Annotated in this window: 23 protein-coding genes and 2 pseudogenes; 17 read left to right on the top strand and 8 right to left on the bottom strand. The window is 70.0% G+C overall.

Annotated elements, in window-relative coordinates:
* Positions 1–41 precede the first annotated feature (41 nt).
* The 10 genes from hypF (at position 42) to SK571_RS22480 (ending at position 9593) form a co-directional block, all read left to right on the top strand.
* Entirely contained in the window at positions 42–2234 is a 2193-nt protein-coding gene (hypF, locus tag SK571_RS22525) for a carbamoyltransferase HypF (RefSeq protein ID WP_319986061.1), read from the top strand.
* Positions 2234–2479: a HypC/HybG/HupF family hydrogenase formation chaperone gene (locus SK571_RS22520; RefSeq protein ID WP_319986060.1), complete on the top strand. Its 246-nt coding sequence runs from the start codon at positions 2234–2236 to the stop codon at positions 2477–2479. The genes hypF and SK571_RS22520 overlap by 1 nt, the downstream gene beginning before the upstream one ends.
* A complete protein-coding gene (gene hypD / locus SK571_RS22515) occupies positions 2476–3573 on the top strand; it encodes a hydrogenase formation protein HypD (RefSeq protein WP_319986059.1) in 1098 nt (365 codons plus the stop codon). Before SK571_RS22520 ends, hypD begins: the two co-directional genes overlap by 4 nt.
* Positions 3570–4595, top strand: coding sequence for a hydrogenase expression/formation protein HypE (hypE, locus tag SK571_RS22510; RefSeq protein WP_319986058.1), 1026 nt, complete (start codon positions 3570–3572; stop codon positions 4593–4595). Before hypD ends, hypE begins: the two co-directional genes overlap by 4 nt.
* 248 nt (positions 4596–4843) lie before the next feature.
* The gene (locus tag SK571_RS22505) at positions 4844–5902 is read left to right on the top strand and encodes a 4Fe-4S dicluster domain-containing protein (protein ID WP_319986057.1); all 1059 of its coding nucleotides are present in this window, start codon (positions 4844–4846) and stop codon (positions 5900–5902) included.
* Positions 5899–6360, top strand: coding sequence for a Crp/Fnr family transcriptional regulator (locus tag SK571_RS22500; protein WP_319986056.1), 462 nt, complete (start codon positions 5899–5901; stop codon positions 6358–6360). The genes SK571_RS22505 and SK571_RS22500 overlap by 4 nt, the downstream gene beginning before the upstream one ends.
* Positions 6357–7142: an FAD/NAD(P)-binding protein gene (locus tag SK571_RS22495; RefSeq protein WP_319986055.1), complete on the top strand. Its 786-nt coding sequence runs from the start codon at positions 6357–6359 to the stop codon at positions 7140–7142. Before SK571_RS22500 ends, SK571_RS22495 begins: the two co-directional genes overlap by 4 nt.
* Entirely contained in the window at positions 7142–7879 is a 738-nt protein-coding gene (locus SK571_RS22490; protein WP_319986054.1) for an NADH-quinone oxidoreductase subunit B family protein, read from the top strand. Before SK571_RS22495 ends, SK571_RS22490 begins: the two co-directional genes overlap by 1 nt.
* The gene (locus SK571_RS22485; protein ID WP_319986053.1) at positions 7876–9171 is read left to right on the top strand and encodes a Ni/Fe hydrogenase subunit alpha; all 1296 of its coding nucleotides are present in this window, start codon (positions 7876–7878) and stop codon (positions 9169–9171) included. Before SK571_RS22490 ends, SK571_RS22485 begins: the two co-directional genes overlap by 4 nt.
* Positions 9168–9593, top strand: coding sequence for a hydrogenase maturation protease (locus SK571_RS22480; RefSeq protein ID WP_319986052.1), 426 nt, complete (start codon positions 9168–9170; stop codon positions 9591–9593). The genes SK571_RS22485 and SK571_RS22480 overlap by 4 nt, the downstream gene beginning before the upstream one ends.
* Positions 9594–9596: 3 nt before the next feature.
* Here SK571_RS22480 and SK571_RS22475 read toward each other — a convergent pair whose 3' ends face one another.
* Complete coding sequence (locus SK571_RS22475) at positions 9597–9899, bottom strand: HPF/RaiA family ribosome-associated protein (protein WP_319986051.1); 303 nt, start codon at positions 9897–9899, stop codon at positions 9597–9599.
* A gap of 106 nt (positions 9900–10005) precedes the next feature.
* A pseudogene (locus SK571_RS22470) lies at positions 10006–10182 on the bottom strand (ATP-binding cassette domain-containing protein); the annotation flags it as partial.
* A gap of 145 nt (positions 10183–10327) precedes the next feature.
* On the opposite strand from SK571_RS22470, the gene SK571_RS22465 reads away from it, so the two are divergent.
* From SK571_RS22465 to SK571_RS22455, 3 genes are read left to right on the top strand one after another with little or no spacing between them, the layout of a single operon-like run.
* The gene (locus SK571_RS22465) at positions 10328–10669 is read left to right on the top strand and encodes a spore germination protein GerW family protein (protein ID WP_319986050.1); all 342 of its coding nucleotides are present in this window, start codon (positions 10328–10330) and stop codon (positions 10667–10669) included.
* A gap of 55 nt (positions 10670–10724) precedes the next feature.
* The gene (locus SK571_RS22460) at positions 10725–11168 is read left to right on the top strand and encodes a universal stress protein (protein WP_319986049.1); all 444 of its coding nucleotides are present in this window, start codon (positions 10725–10727) and stop codon (positions 11166–11168) included.
* 10 nt (positions 11169–11178) lie between these two features.
* Positions 11179–11460, top strand: coding sequence for a hypothetical protein (locus SK571_RS22455; RefSeq protein ID WP_319986048.1), 282 nt, complete (start codon positions 11179–11181; stop codon positions 11458–11460).
* Here SK571_RS22455 and SK571_RS22450 read toward each other — a convergent pair.
* Positions 11417–12727: a wax ester/triacylglycerol synthase family O-acyltransferase gene (locus tag SK571_RS22450; RefSeq protein ID WP_319986047.1), complete on the bottom strand. Its 1311-nt coding sequence runs from the start codon at positions 12725–12727 to the stop codon at positions 11417–11419. The genes SK571_RS22455 and SK571_RS22450 overlap by 44 nt on opposite strands.
* A 94-nt stretch (positions 12728–12821) precedes the next feature.
* Positions 12822–12983, bottom strand: a complete 162-nt coding sequence (locus tag SK571_RS22445; protein WP_319986329.1) for a hypothetical protein — start codon at positions 12981–12983, stop codon at positions 12822–12824.
* Here SK571_RS22445 and SK571_RS22440 point away from each other — a divergent pair.
* The 3 genes and pseudogenes from SK571_RS22440 to SK571_RS22430 all read left to right on the top strand — a co-directional run bounded on the left by SK571_RS22440 (position 12910) and on the right by SK571_RS22430 (position 14560).
* A pseudogene (locus SK571_RS22440) lies at positions 12910–13608 on the top strand (carboxylate-amine ligase). The gene SK571_RS22445 and the pseudogene SK571_RS22440 overlap by 74 nt on opposite strands.
* Positions 13609–13655: 47 nt before the next feature.
* Positions 13656–13910 (top strand): DUF4342 domain-containing protein, encoded by a 255-nt coding sequence (locus tag SK571_RS22435; RefSeq protein ID WP_319986046.1) that lies wholly within the window; start codon positions 13656–13658, stop codon positions 13908–13910.
* Positions 13907–14560: a LiaF transmembrane domain-containing protein gene (locus tag SK571_RS22430; RefSeq protein ID WP_319986045.1), complete on the top strand. Its 654-nt coding sequence runs from the start codon at positions 13907–13909 to the stop codon at positions 14558–14560. The genes SK571_RS22435 and SK571_RS22430 overlap by 4 nt, the downstream gene beginning before the upstream one ends.
* 230 nt (positions 14561–14790) lie before the next feature.
* On the opposite strand, the gene SK571_RS22425 is transcribed toward SK571_RS22430, so the two are convergent.
* Positions 14791–15363 carry a CBS domain-containing protein gene (locus SK571_RS22425; RefSeq protein WP_319986044.1) on the bottom strand — a complete coding sequence of 191 codons (573 nt, stop codon included), beginning with the start codon at positions 15361–15363 and terminating at the stop codon, positions 14791–14793.
* A gap of 126 nt (positions 15364–15489) precedes the next feature.
* Between SK571_RS22425 and SK571_RS22420 the strand changes: the two genes are divergently transcribed.
* Positions 15490–15960 (top strand): GyrI-like domain-containing protein, encoded by a 471-nt coding sequence (locus tag SK571_RS22420; protein WP_319986043.1) that lies wholly within the window; start codon positions 15490–15492, stop codon positions 15958–15960.
* Here SK571_RS22420 and SK571_RS22415 read toward each other — a convergent pair.
* From SK571_RS22415 to SK571_RS22405, 3 genes are read right to left on the bottom strand one after another with little or no spacing between them, the layout of a single operon-like run.
* Entirely contained in the window at positions 15921–17306 is a 1386-nt protein-coding gene (locus SK571_RS22415; protein ID WP_319986042.1) for a DUF4389 domain-containing protein, read from the bottom strand. The genes SK571_RS22420 and SK571_RS22415 overlap by 40 nt on opposite strands.
* Positions 17307–17316: 10 nt before the next feature.
* Entirely contained in the window at positions 17317–17442 is a 126-nt protein-coding gene (locus SK571_RS22410; protein WP_319986041.1) for a universal stress protein, read from the bottom strand.
* Positions 17439–17861: an OsmC family protein gene (locus SK571_RS22405; RefSeq protein WP_319986040.1), complete on the bottom strand. Its 423-nt coding sequence runs from the start codon at positions 17859–17861 to the stop codon at positions 17439–17441. Before SK571_RS22405 ends, SK571_RS22410 begins: the two co-directional genes overlap by 4 nt.
* Positions 17862–17906 lie beyond the last annotated feature (45 nt).

Below are 17906 nucleotides of genomic sequence, written 5' to 3'. Positions count from 1 at the left end.
GGTTCGAGAGCAGGCCATCGCCAGAGGCGGGAGCAAGAACCGTGTTCACGACCGAACGCATCGAGGTGCACGGCGCCGTGCAGGGTGTCGGGTTCCGGCCGCACGTCTTCCGCCTCGCGACCGAACTCGGCATCCACGGCGATGTGCGCAACGTCGGCGGGCACGTCGTGATCACCGCGTGCGGGCCGCCGGACACGCTCAGCGCGTTCCGGCAGGCTCTGCTCGAACGCGCACCACGCCACGCACGCATCGACAACATCACCGTCACCCCGCACGAAGACTCCAGGCGCAACGGATTCGTCGTGCGGGACAGCGGATTCGCGGCCGGGCCACGCACCGTCGTTCCCGATCTCGCGACCTGCGACGCCTGCGTGGCGGAGCTGTTCGATCCCGGTGACCGGCGCCACCGCTACCCGTTCATCAACTGCACCGACTGCGGACCGCGGGCGACGATCGTGGAGTCGATGCCCTACGACCGGTCCCGCACGACGATGCGCGGGTTTCCCCTGTGCGACTCGTGCTCGGCCGAGTACCACGATCCAGCCGACCGCAGGTTCCACGCCGAGCCGGTGGCCTGTCCCGGCTGCGGACCGCGGCTGCGCTGGGGCGCCGTGCCCGGCGGTGAGGCCCTGCGACTCGCCACCGCGGCGATCGCGCGTGGCGGCATCGTCGCGGTCAAGGGCATCGGCGGCTATCAGCTGGTCTGCGATGCCTCGGACGAGGCCGCCGTCGCCCGGCTGCGCAAGCTCAAGCACCGGCCGCGCAAACCGCTCGCCGTGATGGTCCGAGATCTCACCGCGGCACGCGAGTTGTCCGATGTGGACGAAGAAGCAGCCGAGCTGATGCACTCCCCCTCCGCCCCGATCATCGTGCTGCCCGCACGCGCCGGCGTGATGGACGTCGGGCTCTTCCTTCCGCACAGCCCGTTGCACCACCTGCTGATGCACGACCTCGCGCGTCCTCTCGTCGTGACCAGCGGCAACCGGTCCGGTGAACCGATCGTGATCTCGGACGAGGAGGCTGAGGCGACACTCGGACCGCTGGTGGACGGCGTCCTGTCGCACAACAGGCCGATTCTCACGCGCTATGACGACTCGGTTGTGCGCGCCGGGCGAATGGTGCGCAGGGCACGGGGATTCGCGCCGGCGTCCATGCCGTTGCCGGTGTCATCGCCCGCACCGGTGCTCGCGCTGGGCGCACAGCTCAAGCACACGACGGCGCTGGCGATCGGCGACCGCGCGGTTCTCGGACCGCACACCGGCGACCTGGAGAACACCGAGACGCTCACCGCGTTCGAACGCACCGCGGAAGCGCTGTGCCGTTGGCAGGGCGTGGTCCCGGAGTACTGCGCACACGACCTTCATCCTCGCTACCTGTCGACCCGGTACGCCGGACGGTGGGCGCGGAAGCACCGGATCCCTGTTCAACACCACCACGCGCACGTCGCGGCGACCGCTGCGGAACACGGTGTGCGGGGCCGGTTCATCGGTGTCGCGTACGACGGCCTCGGGCTGGGTGACGACGGCACCCTGTGGGGTGGCGAGATCCTTCTGGCCACGTACGGCGAGTACCGGCGGGTCGGCCGGTTCGGCCGCGCACCGCTGCCTGGAGGCGAAGTCGCGGTGCGCCGGCCGTCCCGCATGGCGCTCGGCTACCTCCACGGCGCAGAGGACTTCGGCGCACCGTCCATTCCGGACGTCCGGCCGACGCCGGAAGGCGATCTCGTGCGCCGCATGATCGAGCGGCAGGTCAACAGCCCGCTCGCGTCGAGCGCCGGGAGGTTGTTCGACGCCGCCGCCGCGTTGCTGGGGCTGTGCGAGGAGAACTCCTACGAGGGTGAGGCGGCGGTGGTGCTGGAGGCCGTGGCCTCGAACCACGAAGGCCCGGCGCTGGACTGGAAGCTGCACCGGCGTGACGGCATGTGGGTCTACGACCCCGTACCGACCCTTCGCGATCTCGTCACGTGCGGCGACGCGGCCGGTGTCACCGCCGCCCGGTTCCACACCACGATCGCGGAGGTCACCGCGGCCCTGGTGCGCGAGGTGGCGGGTGGGGTCCGCACCGTGTGCCTGGGCGGCGGGGTGTTCCAGAACCGCAGGCTGGTCGACGCCGTCGTCCGCGAACTCGGAGACTTCCAGGTGCTCGTCGGCGAGCGCGTGCCGGTCAACGACGGCGGGATCAGCTATGGCCAGGCCGCCGTGGCGGCGGCCCTGCTGGCAGGAGGGGACCGCTGATGTGTCTGGGGATTCCGGGACGGATCGTGACGCTGGACGACGCCGAGCCCCGCTCGGGGACCGTCGACTTCGACGGGCTGCGCCGGCCGGTCTGTCTCGCCTACACGCCCGAGGCCGAGGTCGGCGACTACGTGATCGTGCACGTCGGCTTCGCGATCACGCTGGTCGACGAGGAGGAGGCGGCCAAGACGCTCGCCGTGTTGCGCGCGATGCCGGACGCCATCGAGACGGAGCTGGGACCGTGAAGCACCTGCAGGAGTACCGCGATCCCGTGCTGGCCCGGCGCCTGCTGGCCGAGCTGCGGGCCACGGCCACGCAGCCGTGGACGATCATGGAGGTCTGCGGTGGCCAGACGCACACGATCGTGCGGCAGGGCATCGACGAGCTGCTCCCGGCCGGCGTCCGGATGATCCACGGCCCCGGCTGCCCGGTGTGCGTGACACCGCTGGAGATCATCGACAGGGCACTGGCGATCGCCGCGCGACCGGAGGTGATCCTCACCAGTTACGGCGACATGCTGCGGGTACCCGGTACGTCCGGCGATCTGCTCTCCCTCAAGGCCCGCGGCGCGGACGTGCGGGTGGTCTACACGCCCCTCGACGCCGTGCGCATCGCACAGGAGAACCCCGCACGCGAAGTCGTGTTCCTCGCGGTGGGCTTCGAGACGACCGCACCTGCCAACGCGATGGCGGTGCTGCACGCCGCCTCGGCGGGCGTGACGAACTTCAGCGCGCTGGTCAGCCACGTGCTCGTGCCGCCCGCAATCACGGCGCTCATGGACGAACCGGACACCCGGGTTCAGGCGTTCCTCGCGGCGGGTCACGTCTGCGCGGTCATGGGCTGGACGGAGTACGAGCCGATCGCGCTGAGGTACGGCGTGCCGATCGTGGTGACCGGATTCGAGCCGCTCGACCTGCTCGAAGGAATCCTGATGGCGGTGCGGCAGCTCGAACAGGGCCGCGCGGAGGTCGAGAACCAGTACGTCCGCGCGGTACGCCGTTCCGGCAACTCCGCCGCGCAGGAAGCGATGCGACGTGTCTTCCAGGTGACCGACCGGACGTGGCGGGGCATCGGCACGATTCCCTCGAGCGGCTTCGCGCTCAGCCCCGAGTTCGCCCGCTACGACGCCGAGACCCGTTTCGCGGTCGGTGATCTCGTGACGCGCGAATCGCCCGACTGCATCGCGGGCGACATCCTGCGCGGCACCCGTGTGCCGACCGACTGCACCGCCTACGGGCGCACCTGCACCCCCAGAACGCCACTGGGCGCGCCGATGGTGTCCAGCGAGGGCACCTGCGCCGCGTTCTTCAACGCCGGCCGAACCCTGGAGCACCGATGACACTCTCCTGCCCCGTCCCCCGCGTGGAAACCGAACGCGTCCTGCTCGGGCACGGCTCCGGCGGCCAGCTCATGGCCGAGCTGCTCGCCGAGGTCATCACGCCCGCGCTGGGCATCACCGGCCCGCTGGAGGATGCCGCCCTGATCGGGCTGGACCAGGTGTTCAGCACGGACAGCTACGTCGTGACGCCGCGGTTCTTCCCCGGCGGAGACATCGGTTCACTCGCCGTGCACGGCACGGTGAACGACCTCGCCATGCGCGGCGCCCGGCCGATCGCGCTCAGCCTCGCGTACATCATCGAGGAGGGCCTGCCGATCTCCGAGCTGCGCGACATCACGCACTCCGCCGCAGCCGCCGCCCGCGCGGTGGGCGTCCCGATCGTCACCGGTGACACCAAGGTGGTCGGGCGCGGTGCCGCCGACGGGCTCTACATCACCACGACCGGTGTGGGCGTCCGGCTTCGTGACGCGTGGCCGTCGGCGGCGAGCGCTGTGCCGGGTGACGTCGTGCTCGTGTCCGGGCCGATCGGCAGTCACGGCATCTCGATCCTCAACGCCCGCGAAGGACTGGGTTTCGACGCCGACATCGCGTCCGACAGTCAGCCGTTGCACGACCTGGTGGCCGCGATGATCACGGCAGGGGGCGCGGACGTGCACGTGTTGCGCGATCCCACGCGGGGAGGCCTCGCCACGTCGCTCAACGAGATCGCCACGGCTTCCGATGTCTGCGTGGAGATCGTCGAGTCGGCCGTGCCGGTGCCGGCCCTGGTCGCCGCCGCGTGTGAACTGCTCGGGCTCGATCCGTGGCACGTGGCCAACGAGGGCTGCCTGGTCGCGTTCGTGGCGCAGGCTTCGGCCGACGCGGTGGTGGCGGCGATGCGAGCCCTGCCGGAGGGGTCGGAGACCACGATCATCGGCGAGGTGACGCACGGAGTGCCCGGCCGCGTTGTGGCGCACACGCTGGTGGGGTCGTCGCGTGTCGTCGACGTGCTGGTCGGCGAGCAGCTGCCCCGGATCTGCTGATCCGGGGCAGCTGTCCGGCTTCCGGGTCTGGCAGCTCCGCGCGGACGACGTGAGCGCCTTCGTCGACGAAGTCCCCGATGTGCATCGGGTGCCGGGGTCCGAACGGCGACGCCGTGTCCTTTGCTGTTGCCCACCACCGGCATCACAGCCCGCACAGGGACCGAAGCGCCTCACCGGAGGGTCCTTGGTCACTGGGAGCGCACCGGCCGGGCCGTGACGATGAGGGATGAACTCAGGAGGTGGCGGACATGGACGTCGTGCTGGACCTCGACGGTCTCGACGCGCTCATCGGCGTGCTGCGCGAAGGCGGCCGTGCGGTCGTCGGACCGGTCTTGCGGGACGACGCGATCACGTTGGCCGAGCTGAGCTCCGCCACGGACCTGCCGAGCGGGTGGGGCGTCGAGACAGGTCCTGGCCACTACCGGGTACGTGAGCGGGCGGACGCCGCGGTCTTCGGTCATTCGGCCGGACCGCAGTCGTGGAAGAGATTCCTGCATCCGCCGCGTCGAGCGCTGGTTTCCAGCGACGGCGAAGGATTCCACTCCGCCGGGGACGACGCGCCGGACTACGCGTTCCTCGGCGTGCGGCCGTGTGACCTCGCCGCGATCGCCAAGCTGCGCCAGATCGTCGGCGGTAGAGCCCCGTTCGTGGTCGCCGCTCAGTGCACCGAGCCCGGCGAGGTGTGCTTCTGCGCCTCGATGGGCTGCGGACCCGCTGCGGGCGCCGGCTACGACATCGCGCTGACGGAACGGATCGATTCCGGCGGACACCGGTTCCTCGCGACCTCCGGCACCGAGGACGGCGCCGCGGCACTCGCCCGCGTACCCGCCCGCGCTGCGGCGCCGAACGACATCACCCTCGCCGAGCAGGACGTGGAGGCAGCGAGGGGGCGCATGGGCCGGGCGATGCCCGAACTGGACCTGCGCGACCTCCTAGCCTCCAGCCGGGACTCCGCGCACTGGGAGACCGTGGCCGAGCGGTGCCTCACCTGTGGCAACTGCACGATGGTCTGCCCGACCTGCTTCTGCGTCTCCGTCGAGGACACCACCGATCTCGACGGGAACGCGGAACGCTCGCAGCGCTGGGCATCGTGCTTCGAGATCGACTTCTCCCACCTCCACGGCGGTGCGGTCCGCACGTCCGGCGCCGCCCGCTACCGCCAGTGGATGACCCACAAGCTCGGCACGTGGCACGACCAGTTCGGCACGTCCGGGTGTGTCGGCTGTGGACGGTGCATCGCCTGGTGCCCGGCAGGGATCGACATCACCGAGGAAGCAGCAGCCTTGGCGGGAGGCAAGCGACCATGACCACACCCATGACCGACCTCGACGCACTTCCCCTGTTCACGCGCCTGTCGCACACCCAGCGCGCGGCGATCGCGGGGGTCAGCCGGATCGAGAACTACGAGCCCGGCACGCGGCTGTTCGAGGAGGGCGGACTCGCCGACCAGTGCTGGGTGGTGCTGACCGGATGCGTCATGGTCGACACGGTCGTGCCCCCGCGCGGCCGGATCACCCTGCAGAGCATCGGGCCCGGTGAACTCGTCGGATGGTCGTGGCTGGTGCCGCCGTACCGGTGGCACTTCGGCGCGACCGTCGTGTCCCCGACCAGAGCAGCCGTCGTGGACACCGGGGCGCTGCGCGCGCTCGCCGACGAGGACCCGGCACTGGGCTACCAGGTGTCGCTGATCCTGCTCGACGCGCTGCTGAACCGGTTGCAGGCCACCCGGATCCGTCTGCTCGACCTCTACCGGAACCCCGCATGACGACGTGGGTACCGACGCCCTACCGCGTGGTGACGCGCACCGTCGAGACACACGACTCGGCGACCCTGGTGCTGCGGCCGGTCGCCGAGTCGTTGCCCACGTTCCGGCCGGGCCAGTTCGCCATGCTCTACGCACACGGCATCGGCGAGGTGCCGATCTCGATCAGCGGTGTGCCCGGTGACGGCACGCTGGTGCACACCGTGCGCGCGGTCGGTGCGGTGAGCCGGGCACTGCACGACGCGGCGCCGGGCACGGTGATCGGAGTGCGCGGCCCCTTCGGCACGGCCTGGCGGCTCGACGACGTCGAGGACCTGCTCGTGGTCGCGGGCGGCATCGGGCTCGCCCCGCTCCGGCCGGTGCTCGGCCACCCCAGCCGACGAACGGTTCTCGTTGCGGGCGCTCGCACGCCACAAGACCTGCTGTACGCGGACGAACTGGCAGCACTGTCCGATGTGGACGTCGTGCTCACCGTCGACCACGGCGACCACGACTGGCACGGCCGCATCGGCTTCGTCACCGAACCACTCGCGTCGATCCCGCTCGACCCGGACCGCACCACCGCGCTGCTGTGCGGCCCGGAGCCCATGATGAGGTTCTGCGCCAGGACGTTGCTCGGCCGGGGTGTGCCCGCCGCGCGGATCCAGGTGTCGCTGGAACGGAACATGCAGTGCGGCATCGGTCTGTGCGGGCACTGTCAGCTCGGGCCGCTGTTGTTGTGCCGCGACGGTCCGGTCACCGGCTACCCGGTGGCCGAACCCCTTCTGCTGGCGAAGGAGTTGTGATGCCCACGATCGCGGTGTGGAAGTTCACCTCGTGCGACGGTTGCCAGCTCACCCTGCTGGACTGCGAGGACGAGCTGCTGCCGTTGACCGAACGCGTCCACATCGCGCACTTCCTCGAGGTCACCAGCGTCAGCGAACCCGGGCCGTACGACATCTCGATCGTCGAGGGATCGGTGAGCACGCCCGAGGAGGCAGAGCGGATCCGCTGGATCAGGGAGCAGTCCGCGGTGCTGGTCGTCGTCGGCGCGTGTGCGACGTCGGGCGGCATTCAGGCGTTGCGGAACTTCGCCGACGTCGAAGAGTTCCGCTCGATCGTCTACGCCCGTCCCGAGCACATCGCGACGCTCGGTACCTCGACACCCATCTCCGCGCACGTCACCGTGGACCACGAACTGCGCGGCTGCCCCATCGACAAGGGACAACTGCTCGAGGTGCTCACCGCGCTGCTGGCCGGGCGAGCGCCCGATCTGCCTGATACGAGCGTGTGCACCGACTGCAAGCGCCGCGGCCTCACCTGCGTGATGGTCGCGCACGGCACCCCGTGCCTCGGGCCGGTCACACACGCCGGATGCGGTGCGCTGTGCCCAGCGGTCAACCGCGGCTGCTACGGCTGCTTCGGTCCGATGAACCGGCCCAACGTGCCCGCGCTGGTGCCGTTGCTCAGACGCAGCGGCATGGGCGACGAGGAGCTGCACCTGGTGTTCCGCACCTTCAACGCCAACGCGGAGTGGATATGACCCATCGAGCGAACCGCACGCTCCAGGTCGCCGGCCTGGCCAGGGTGGAAGGCGAAGGCGCGCTCCACGTGCGCACCGTCGACGGCGAGGTGGACCACGTCGAGCTGAACATCTACGAGCCGCCCCGGTTCTTCGAAGCGTTCCTGCGCGGCAGGAGCTTTCGCGAACCGCCGGACATCACCGCACGCATCTGCGGCATCTGCCCGGTGGCGTACCAGATGAGCGCGTGCCTGGCGATCGAGGACGTGTGCGGCGTGCGGGTGGACGGTCAGCTGCGAGCGCTGCGCAGGCTCCTGTACTGCGGCGAGTGGATCTCCAGCCACACCCTGCACATCTACCTGCTGCACGCTCCGGACTTCCTCGGCTTCCCGGACGGCATCGCCATGGCGGGTGCTCACCGGGCGGTGGTCGAACGCGGGCTTGCGCTGAAGAAGGCCGGCAACCAGATCATGGACGTGATCGGCGGGCGCGCGATCCACCCGGTCAACGTGCGCGTCGGCGGGTTCTACCGGGTGCCGGCAGCCGACGAACTGCGTCCACTCGCCACAACGCTGCGGCAGGCGCTGCGCGACGCGCTGGCCACACTCGAGTGGGTGGCCGGGTTCGACTTCCCCGACCTCGAAGTGCCGCACGATCTGATGGCGTTGCGCGACGTCGGCGGCTACCCGCTCGACCGCGGCACGCCGCACGTCAGCACCGGACTCGCCTTTCCCGTCGCCGAGTTCAGTGACCACGTCGTGGAGCACCAAGTGCCACATTCCACGGCCCTGCACGCACGGCTGGACGACCGGATGTTCCTGGTCGGCCCACTCGCCCGGTACAGCCTCAACTCCGACCGCCTCTCCCCTGTCGCCCAGGAGGCGGCCGCGGCTGCGGGACTCGGCCCGGTGTGCCGCAACCCGTTCCGCAGCATCGTCGTGCGGGCCGTCGAGGTCGTGTACGCCGTCGAGGAGGCGCTGCGGATCATCGAGTCCTACGAGCGCCCGGACAGGCCGTTCGTTGATGTGAGCCCGCGTGCCGGGGCCGGGCACGGCGTCACGGAGGCACCGCGCGGCTTGCTCTACCACCGCTACGAGCTCGACGCGTCGGGCCGGATCCTCAGTGCCGACATCGTGCCGCCCACGTCTCAGAACCAGTCGGCGATCGAGGCCGACGTGACGCAGGTGGTTCGATCGCACCAGCACCTCGACGACCACGCGCTGCAGTCGTTGTGCGAGCGGACGATCCGCAACCACGACCCGTGCATCTCCTGCTCTGCCCACTTCCTCGACTTCACCAGGGAACGCAGATGACCTCCGTGGTGATCGGGGTCGGCAACGAGTTCCGCCGCGACGACGGTGTCGGCCCGGCCGTGGCCCGTGCGCTGGCAGCGTCCGGTGTCCGCGCGGAGATCAGCGACGGCGACCCGGTCCGGCTGATGGAGGCGTGGGACGGCGCCGAGGTCGTGGTGATCGTCGACGCGGTCCGCTGCACGCCTTCAGCACCCGGCCGGTGGCACCGCACCACGTTGCCCCACACCATTCCGGCCGCCAGCTCGCACGGCTTCGGCGTGCCCGAGGCCGTGGAGCTGGCCGAGGCGCTCGACCGCCGGCCCGAGCAGCTCGTGGTCTACGCCGTGGAGGTGGCGGACGTCCGGTTCGGCACCGGGCTGAGTCCCGCCGTCGCCGCCGCCGTCACCGAGCTGGTCACCGCCGTACGGGCAGAGCTCGGCTGACGATCAGTTGTGCATCTTGACCAGGAGGCTCCGCAACTGGTCGTGAACGGCGTCCACCGCCTCGGTGAACGTCGGTGCCTCCGCCTTGGCGACCACCTGCGTGCCGTTGACGTCCAGGTTCACGTGCGCCGCGATCGCACGCGGGCCGGCCTGGATCAGCCGGACGTGGGCGAACTCGGCCGGTTCAGGTGCGTAGCGCGCCAGCGGTGCGATCTTGTCGTGTGCGTACTGCTTCGCGGCTACCGCGATCCGGTCGTCGAGCTCGACCACGACGTTGCCGATCTCCGTCGCGCCTGCGTGCTTCATCGAGAACCTCCATCGAAGTGATACCCGCACTCTCACCCATGACGATCTCCGATCGACAGGTCCGAAGGAGCCGGGCGAGGTAGGACCTGGGTCCCTGGTCCTGGGAGCCGGAGTCCGCGCGCAGCAACCCGAGCAGGATGCGCAACGTCGTGGTCTTGCCCGCGCCGTTGGGGCCCAGGAACCCGTGCACCTCACCGGCGCGGACGGTCAGGTCGAGACCGTCGAGTGCGGTCGTCCGGCCGAACGCCCTGCACAGGCCGGACACGGCGATCACATCTGCCATGGGTCGACGGTAGGCAGCCACCCGAGTGCCTTCAGGCATCAACGCGAACGAGCCTGGTCCCTGTTGCGGGAGGACCTGAGGCCCTGTCTCGCCACCCCGCTCCCGTTCGACGCTGATATCTGGAAAACGACCTCCAGGAGCGGTGATGAAGATCGACGAGCTGATCGCCAGGACCAAGGACTCGCTCGAGGCGAAGAAGGTCTACGCCGAGCCCTACGAGAAGGACGGGATCACCGTGATCGCCGCCGCGACCCTGTCCGGCGGATCGGGCGGTGGCAGCGGACGCGACGAGAAGGGCCAGGAAGGTGAAGGCGGCGGCTTCGGCCTCAACGCCAAGCCCGCCGGCGCGTACGTCATCAGCGACGGCAAGGTCCGCTGGGAGCCGGCGGTCGACGTGAACCGGCTGGTCGCCACCGCGGGCGCTGTCGCCGTCGCCGCTCTCTTCGTCGCGCTGCGCATCGTCAGGGCGAAGGCCCAGCCGCGATGATCTCGGCGCGGTGGTTGTTCCTCACGGGATTGACGTCACGACTCAAGGAGAAGCCATGAAGCCCCAGTCCCGCATCGTCGTCGGCGTGGACCCGTCGCCCGCCGCGAAGTCCGCCCTGGCGTGGGCCGTCCAGGAAGCGAAGCGCACCAACGCTTCTGTGCTGGCGATGTCGGTCAGTCAGCTCAGCCCGGCGTCCGCCGGTGCACACCGCAACGAGCTCACGGCCGCGGTCGACGCACTCGGCACGGCCGTCGACGGCGTGAGGATCGACCAGGAGGTGCCGCAGGGCCAGCCTGGTCAGGTCCTCGTCGAACGTTCGGCGGACGCCGGCCTCCTGGTGGTCGGCGACCACGGCCACCACCGGGCGGGCGTGCACGTGATGAGCTCCGTCACGGCGTACTGCCTCAGGAACTCCCGCTGTCCGGTCGTCGTGGTGCCGTTGGAAGGAGCGCACCGGGGCGGTCCTTTCATGCTCCGGGCTGAGACGCCGGTTCGATGACGTTCGGGCCGTGGACGACGTGTGGTTCGCGATCGCGGAAGGCGGAACCTGCGGCGGGAGAACCTGCGGTTCTTCGCCGATCTCCACGGTGCCGGTCGAGTTCTTCAGCCCCGCGTCGCGGACGGCGGCGTTCGCGACCCCGCACGGCTGGGCCAGCGACGGCTTCGCGGCACTCACCAGGCGCGGCGGCGACCTGTTCACCATCGCGCCGCATCTGGGCGTGCTGCTGGGCTTTGCGACCCTGCTGTTCAGCCTCGGCGCGTGGGCGCTGCGTCGCGCCGTGACTCGATGAGCAGTTCGGCGATCGCCTTGTGCAGCGCCTCGGCCAGCACGTCGACGTCCGGGGTGCTGTCGCGGTCGGCGGTGATGCCGATCGCCACCCTGTCGGTGTACGACAGCACCGCGATGCCGGTCCTGATCCGGATGGCGATCGGTACGTACGGCAGGATCTCGACGATCCGGCGCCCCAGCACCTTCAACGGTTTGCGCGGACCTGGCACGTTCGTGGTCACCGTGACGATGCTGCGCTGCGGCATCATGGCGCCGAGCCGCACGCTCCAGGCGAGCGGCGCGAACGGCTCGTGCCGCGCGAGCAGGGCCAGCGTCTGACCGGACTCGGCCTGGTGTTCCTGCTTGGCGTCGGTGAAACGCCGATGGACCTGGGCAAGCGCCTCGACGGCAGTCTCCGCGTCGACCGGCAGGAACGCGAGCCGCAGGCTCACCTGGTTGTCCAGTTTGCGATCGCCGCGGACCGACACCGGCACCATGGTCCGGACACTGTGCGGTGACGGCCGTTCCCCACGCTCCAGCAGGAGCGCGCGGTAAGCCTGGGTGATCGCTGCCAGCACCACGTCGTTCACCGTCACGCCGAAGGTGTGCGCGATCTCCTTGACCTCGGGCAACGAGGTGCGCACCAGCCGGTAGAGCCGGGGTGAGCCGAGCTGCCCGAACAGCGTCGACGGGCGAACCGGCAGCAACGACCACACGAGCGAGAGCAGACCGCCTGCCAGATCAAGTGGTGCACGCACCACGTTGGCCAGCAACGAAAGCAGGCTCGAAGGCGAGGCGTCGTCCGGAGGCTCCGGCGCGGGCGCGTCGCCGTACATCACGTCGTACATCATGGTGCCGCTCACGCCGTCCGCCATGCAGTGGTGCACCTTGGCCAGGACGGCCCATCGCCCGTCAGCGAGGCCCTCCACCACCCAGTACTCCCACAACGGCCGTTCACGGTCGAGGCGCTGCCCCATGATCCGTGCGATCAGCGCGCACAGCTCGGCGTCGCCGCCCGGTGCGGGCAAAGCGGTGCGGCGCAGGTGATAGGTGAGATCGAACGCCGGATCGTCCTGCCACTGCGGTGTGCTCAGGTCCAGCGGCGTGCGCACGAGCTTCTGCCGGGCACGAGGCAACACGTGCAGCTTCGAACGGATCAGTGCGAGGAACTCGTCCTGGCTCGGTGCCGGTCCCTCGACGACCGCCACCGAGGCGATCGCCAGCGAAGCGTGCGGGTCAGCGTCCTCGACCTCGAGGAACGCGGCGTCCAACGGGCTGAGCTGGTCCATCTCCTCAGTGCAGCACCAGCGGACTTCACCGCCCACGGCCCAGCGTCCTGCTTTCCGCGAGGCCTTCGGCCCTGCCCGCGCGGGCCTGCGGCGATCACGCTGAGAGGACGTACCAGGCGACGAGCACACCGCCGAAGTTGGTCGCGAGATGCACGAGTGCCGGGGCGAGCACGCCCCGGCCGGTGTGCCGCCACCACTGGTTGCCGGCGCTGTTCGCGCTCGGTGCGAACTCACCGTTCTTCGACGGCAGGGACACCGGGCACGCCAGCTGACGAACGACCGTCTGGTCGCGCTGGCCGGTCTGCGGTGTGCCTCCGCGGTTCCACAGCGCGGCCCACTACGACGACCTCGTCGCGCGGCTGGTCGACGCCGGTGTCATCGCCGACGCCGGAATGGTCCATTACCACGTCCGCCCGTCCCGGCACGTCCCCACGGTCGAGGTACGGGCCGCAGACGTCGCGACGACCGTGGAGGAAACGCTGCTGCAGGCCGCACTCACACGAACGCTCGTCGGCACCGCACTGGTCTGCACACCAAGGGAAAACCGTCCGGACGCAATCATCCGCGCCGCATGTACACGAGCCGCCACGGTCGGGCTGGAGGGCCGCTGCCTCGACGCGGTGACGGGCCGGGCCTGCACGGGATGGGCCCTGGTCGACCACTTGGTGTCGCACGTGCACGACACGCTGCGCGACGCCGGCGATCTCAGGTTCGTGGAGCACCACCTGGCCTGGCCGAGGAAACACGGCGGCGGGGCGGCAAGACAACGCCTCGTGTTGCGGGAAAGCGGTGACCTCCGCGCCGTCGTCGACCACCTCAGCGTGACGTCATCAGGGCGGCAGTGGCCGACGACCCTTCCACGTGGGACCGAAGGCCACTGACCCGTGAGCGCGCCTGGGGACATCGTGGTCGTGGAAGGGAGACAACCATGTCCATCGAACAGAAGACGGAGGCCCGCCTGCGCGGCGAGGCGCTCGTCGACAAGGTCAGGCAGCTCATCCACGAGGGCAACGTCCGGCGTCTGATCATCAAGAACGACAAGGGACACACCGTGATGGAGATCCCGGTCACCGCCGGCGTGGTGGCCGCGATCGCCGCGCCCGTCGTGACGGCCATCGGTGCCATCGCCGCGCTCGCGGTCGACTGGTCCATCGAGGTCGAGCGGCAGGGAGAACAGCCGTGAAACCCGTGCGGCTGTGGGTCGGGCTGGTGCTCGTCACACTCGGCGTGTTCGGCATCCTCGACGCGGTCGACGTACTCCACGCCGGACCCGTCGTCGCGGACTGGTGGCCTGCTGCCGTGGTGGTTCTCGGGGTCGTCGCGATGGCCTCGCAGCGCCGGGTGTCGCTCGGGCCCGTCGTGCTCGTCGTGCTCGGGCTCGTGCTGCTCGCCGGCACGCTCGACTGGACGACAGGGGACCTCCTGGTGCCCACTCTGCTCGCCGGGGTCGGTATCGCCGTGCTCGTCGGACTGCGCAGGCACCACGGGACCCGCACACCCATCGCGGTGTTCGGCGGCGCGACCACGCGGGAGCGCTCTCAGCACCTGCGGCACGCCGACGTCTCGGCCATCTTCGGTGGCGCGACGCTCGACCTGCGCGAGTCGCACATCGACGAGGACGCCGACATCGACGCCTTCGCGCTCTTCGGCGGCGTCGACGTGCTCGTGCCGGAGGGCTGGCGCGTGTCGGTCGGGGGCCTGCCCTTCATGGGCGGCATCGAGGACAAGACCGACAACAGCGACCACGCCCTCCTCGACGACGCGCCCGTGTTGACCGTCAACGGCACCGCGCTGTTCGGCGCCGTAGTGGTCGCGAACCACCCGAAGCCATGACAGACCGCTTGCGCCAGCAGCACCGGGGCGGCATCGCCGCCCCGGTGCTGCTGGCGCTCGCGTACGTGTGCCGGCAGGCCGCGGTGGTACTGGTCGGCCGACTGTCGACGACCTGCTCAACCTGGTCACCGGCCAGACCAGACAGATCCTGGGCGGTGCGACCGCCGCCGCGATCGGCACCGCTCTCGCCGGTGCGCTCCTGAGCCGCCCCTTGCGCTGACAGGCGCGCGTCAAGCCGGGGGTGCACAGGGCTGCACCACGACGGAACACACCCCTGGCACGGACCCCGCCAGGGCGGTCGCGGTCAGTTCTTCCCCGCGGTCGTGGAAGGTTCCCAGCACGGTGGCCGCACCGCCCAGCACGACAACGTCCCACGAGCGCGCGCCGAGGTTGTCGCACAACAACTTGCTCACCCTCGCCGCGGTGGCTTCGTCCTGCGGCATGAGTGCTCGCATCAGATCCTCGCGGCTCACCACGCCGATCACCGCACCACCCCACACGACGGGCAGTGACCGGTAGTGGTGGCCGAGCAGTTGCCGGGCCACCTCCCCGACCGGCATGTCGGCGTCCACCGCCACGACGCGCGGGGTCATCGCGTCCGCTACCCGCGGAGCCGAGCTCCTCGCCCGCAGCTGCTCGCGCAGCAGGTCCTCCCCCGACACCAGGCCGACCAGCTCGCCGTTCCCGCCGACGACCGGCAGAGCGGCGAAGCCGTGCTCCGCGACGAGCGCTGCCGCCTCCTCGACCGTCGCCTGTGGCGACACAGTCACCGCAGGCGACGACATCACGTCGAAAGCACGCATCCTGACCACCTCCGTTGCTCCACCACAGGCGTTTCGCCCTCACTTCGTTGCCCACCGTCAAGTGGCCCGGCTCCTGGAGACGTTGGACTCTGCCCCGCTCGCCGTCGGCGACCGATCCTCAGGTTCATGACCTACGAAGTGAAACTCACCGAACTGGCCTCCACCGTCACCTGTCACCAGCGAGTCCGCACCGCACCGGCCGACATCGCCGACGCCGTCGGCCGAGGTCTGGAGGAGCTCTACGAGTTCGCGACGGCCTCCTCGGTCACGCCGGCAGGACCGCCGCAGCTCGCCTACCCCGGGCCTCCCACCGACGGCGAGTTCGAGCTCGACCTGTTCCTGCCGATCTCGGGCACGCCCGCTGCGCGTGGCCCGATCGACGTGGTCGTCCTGCCCTCGGGACCGGTGGCGCAGACGTTCCACCGCGGCCGCTACGACACCATCCCCGCCGCGTACGAGGCCGTGTTCGCCTGGATCCACGAACACGGCCTCCACCAGGCAGGTCCGCCGCGCGAGCTCTACCTCACCGGCCCGGACGCGGCAAGCAGCGCCGACGACTACCTCACCGAGGTAGTCGTGCCGTTGCGCCGGGACTGACGAGCCGTCAGCGCGGCCACGAGCATCACGACCAGACCCAGCAACAACATGACGCCACCACCGATGATCAGGCCGATCGACAGCGGTCGCAGCACGGGCACCTCGGCCTGTGCTGCGAGACTGGTGTCGACCACCCGTGACCGGTCGGCGTTGAGCACCACCGCGGTCCAGCTGCCCTGCTCGGCTCGCCAGGTCACCTCGCCGGTACCCGACGCGGCCCAGAACGTCTGCACACCGGGATCGGCCGGTGCGCCGCCGTCGCGGTGCCAGTACGTCACGCGCGATTCGGCCGTGCTGACCTCGTCGTGCTCCACACCGGACAGATAGCGCGTGACGTCGTTCGTTCTGCCGATGCCGACGAACACGTCGTCGTCCGCCTTCAGCCGGACCTCGCCGAGCCAGTTGTCGGCGAGCACCCAGTCCGCGTCGGTCCAGCGCAGCTCCAGCGTGCCGAACTCCAGCGCGTATCCCGCGCTGCGGAACGACTCCGAGCCGGTGCTCAGGAATCCGGCCACATCACGTTGCGTCGAGTCGGCCCAGAGCCCGACCCCACCCGTGCCACCGACAGCGCCACCGGTCATCATCAACAGCGCGCCGATCACGACCGCGATGACACGTCCAGGAGTCCAGCCCTGATGTCCAGGAGCGGGTGGCGGCGGTTCCTGGTCGATCGTCGTGGTGCCGGGCTCGTCGCCGCCCGAGTCGAACCGGAACGGCGGATAGGTGTCCGTCATCAGTCCGGCATAGGCGGCCAGGCGCAACGCCCAGCGGTCCATGCCGAGCACGAAGTCGAACAGCCCCTTCGGATACCGCCCGGTGAACAGCAACGCCACGCCTGCGAACAACGCCATCAGCCCGACCAGCCCGCCGCCGGAGTTGTAGACGGTTTGCCCTGTCTGGTAGGCGACATAGCTGCCGCCACCGACGAAGAACCCGACGATCAGGTAGTGCGGGATCGCGAGCAGCCACCACTTCACCAGCACCAGTCCGCGAGAGAGGTGTTCGGGGTAAGCGATGTCGAGCGTCGCCGGGTAGTCCGGCTCGGCCCCGAGGCTGAACGGCGGGTAGCGGTCGGTCGCCAGCGCGCCGTAGGTGTAGTAGGCGACGCGCCACGACCAGCGCAGCACGCCGACGTTGAAGTCGAACAGCACGCGCGGATAGCGGCCGGTGAACAGGATCGCGAAGAACGCCACCACGCTGAACACCACGAACCCGAGCCACAGGAACGCCAGCACCACGTAGTGCGGTATCGCGAGGAACCACTTCACCAGCCACAACCACCGGCTCAGTCCGGGGTCGAGCCGCGCGTGCACGTGCACCGGATAACCGGTGGCGGCGGTAGTCATCGTTGCCTCCCTATGTCTCGTCGCTTGCTGGCGGGCAGTTCCGGAGGGTCGCCTCGTGCGTCGCCCAGCGCAGGGCCTGGTCGGAGGCGGGCGTCCCGTCGACACCGACGACGATCGGCGCGTTCTCGGTGGTCATGGCGGCTCCTCGTCGACACGGATCTCGATCTCCGGCGGTTGCCGGAGCGTGTTGTGCACGGTGCAGTGGTTCGCGACTGCCTGCAGCGCTGCTTTCTCCTGCGGTGTCAGCGAAGCGGTCACCTGCACGGTCACGCGGATCCTGGCCACGCGGGCCGGCCGGTCCGTCGCCATCGCGTAATCGGCGTGCACGGTGTGACCGGCTCGCGACAGTTCATGACGGCGTAGGAACGTCCCGGAGTAGTGAGCGACGCACGTCGCGAGTGACGCCACGAACAGCTCGATCGGAGACAACGCGCGATCGGTGTCCGGTTGGTCGGTGTGCAGTTCGTGGGCACGGAGCCGGATCATGAACTCGTCGTCGCGGACGTGCTGGACGGTGAGCCGGTGCAACACCGGAGGTGTGGGGACTGTGGTCATGACGGTGTCCTCGAGTCGGGAACGGGTCGGCCGCGGCGACGTCCG

Origin of the sequence: Lentzea kristufekii, from assembly GCF_033949925.1 — a bacterium.
Taxonomy (GTDB): domain Bacteria; phylum Actinomycetota; class Actinomycetes; order Mycobacteriales; family Pseudonocardiaceae; genus Lentzea; species Lentzea kristufekii.
Note: the sequence above shows the minus strand (reverse complement) of the source record. Positions and strands in the feature narration are given on the sequence as shown.

Bases quoted from the DNA above. Each gene is read 5' to 3' on its own strand.
- SK571_RS22520 (WP_319986060.1), top strand. From the start codon at position 2,234: ATGTGTCTGGGGATTCCGGGACGGATCGTGACGCTGGACGACGCCGAG.
- hypE (WP_319986058.1), top strand. From the start codon at position 3,570: ATGACACTCTCCTGCCCCGTCCCCCGCGTGGAAACCGAACGCGTCCTG.
- SK571_RS22505 (WP_319986057.1), top strand. From the start codon at position 4,844: ATGGACGTCGTGCTGGACCTCGACGGTCTCGACGCGCTCATCGGCGTG.
- SK571_RS22500 (WP_319986056.1), top strand. From the start codon at position 5,899: ATGACCACACCCATGACCGACCTCGACGCACTTCCCCTGTTCACGCGC.
- SK571_RS22495 (WP_319986055.1), top strand. From the start codon at position 6,357: ATGACGACGTGGGTACCGACGCCCTACCGCGTGGTGACGCGCACCGTC.
- SK571_RS22490 (WP_319986054.1), top strand. From the start codon at position 7,142: ATGCCCACGATCGCGGTGTGGAAGTTCACCTCGTGCGACGGTTGCCAG.
- SK571_RS22485 (WP_319986053.1), top strand. From the start codon at position 7,876: ATGACCCATCGAGCGAACCGCACGCTCCAGGTCGCCGGCCTGGCCAGG.
- SK571_RS22480 (WP_319986052.1), top strand. From the start codon at position 9,168: ATGACCTCCGTGGTGATCGGGGTCGGCAACGAGTTCCGCCGCGACGAC.
- SK571_RS22475 (WP_319986051.1), bottom strand. From the start codon at position 9,899: ATGAAGCACGCAGGCGCGACGGAGATCGGCAACGTCGTGGTCGAGCTC.
- SK571_RS22465 (WP_319986050.1), top strand. From the start codon at position 10,328: ATGAAGATCGACGAGCTGATCGCCAGGACCAAGGACTCGCTCGAGGCG.
- SK571_RS22460 (WP_319986049.1), top strand. From the start codon at position 10,725: ATGAAGCCCCAGTCCCGCATCGTCGTCGGCGTGGACCCGTCGCCCGCC.
- SK571_RS22450 (WP_319986047.1), bottom strand. From the start codon at position 12,727: ATGGACCAGCTCAGCCCGTTGGACGCCGCGTTCCTCGAGGTCGAGGAC.
- SK571_RS22435 (WP_319986046.1), top strand. From the start codon at position 13,656: ATGTCCATCGAACAGAAGACGGAGGCCCGCCTGCGCGGCGAGGCGCTC.
- SK571_RS22425 (WP_319986044.1), bottom strand. From the start codon at position 15,363: ATGCGTGCTTTCGACGTGATGTCGTCGCCTGCGGTGACTGTGTCGCCA.
- SK571_RS22420 (WP_319986043.1), top strand. From the start codon at position 15,490: ATGACCTACGAAGTGAAACTCACCGAACTGGCCTCCACCGTCACCTGT.
- SK571_RS22415 (WP_319986042.1), bottom strand. From the start codon at position 17,306: ATGACTACCGCCGCCACCGGTTATCCGGTGCACGTGCACGCGCGGCTC.
- SK571_RS22410 (WP_319986041.1), bottom strand. From the start codon at position 17,442: ATGACCACCGAGAACGCGCCGATCGTCGTCGGTGTCGACGGGACGCCC.
- SK571_RS22405 (WP_319986040.1), bottom strand. From the start codon at position 17,861: ATGACCACAGTCCCCACACCTCCGGTGTTGCACCGGCTCACCGTCCAG.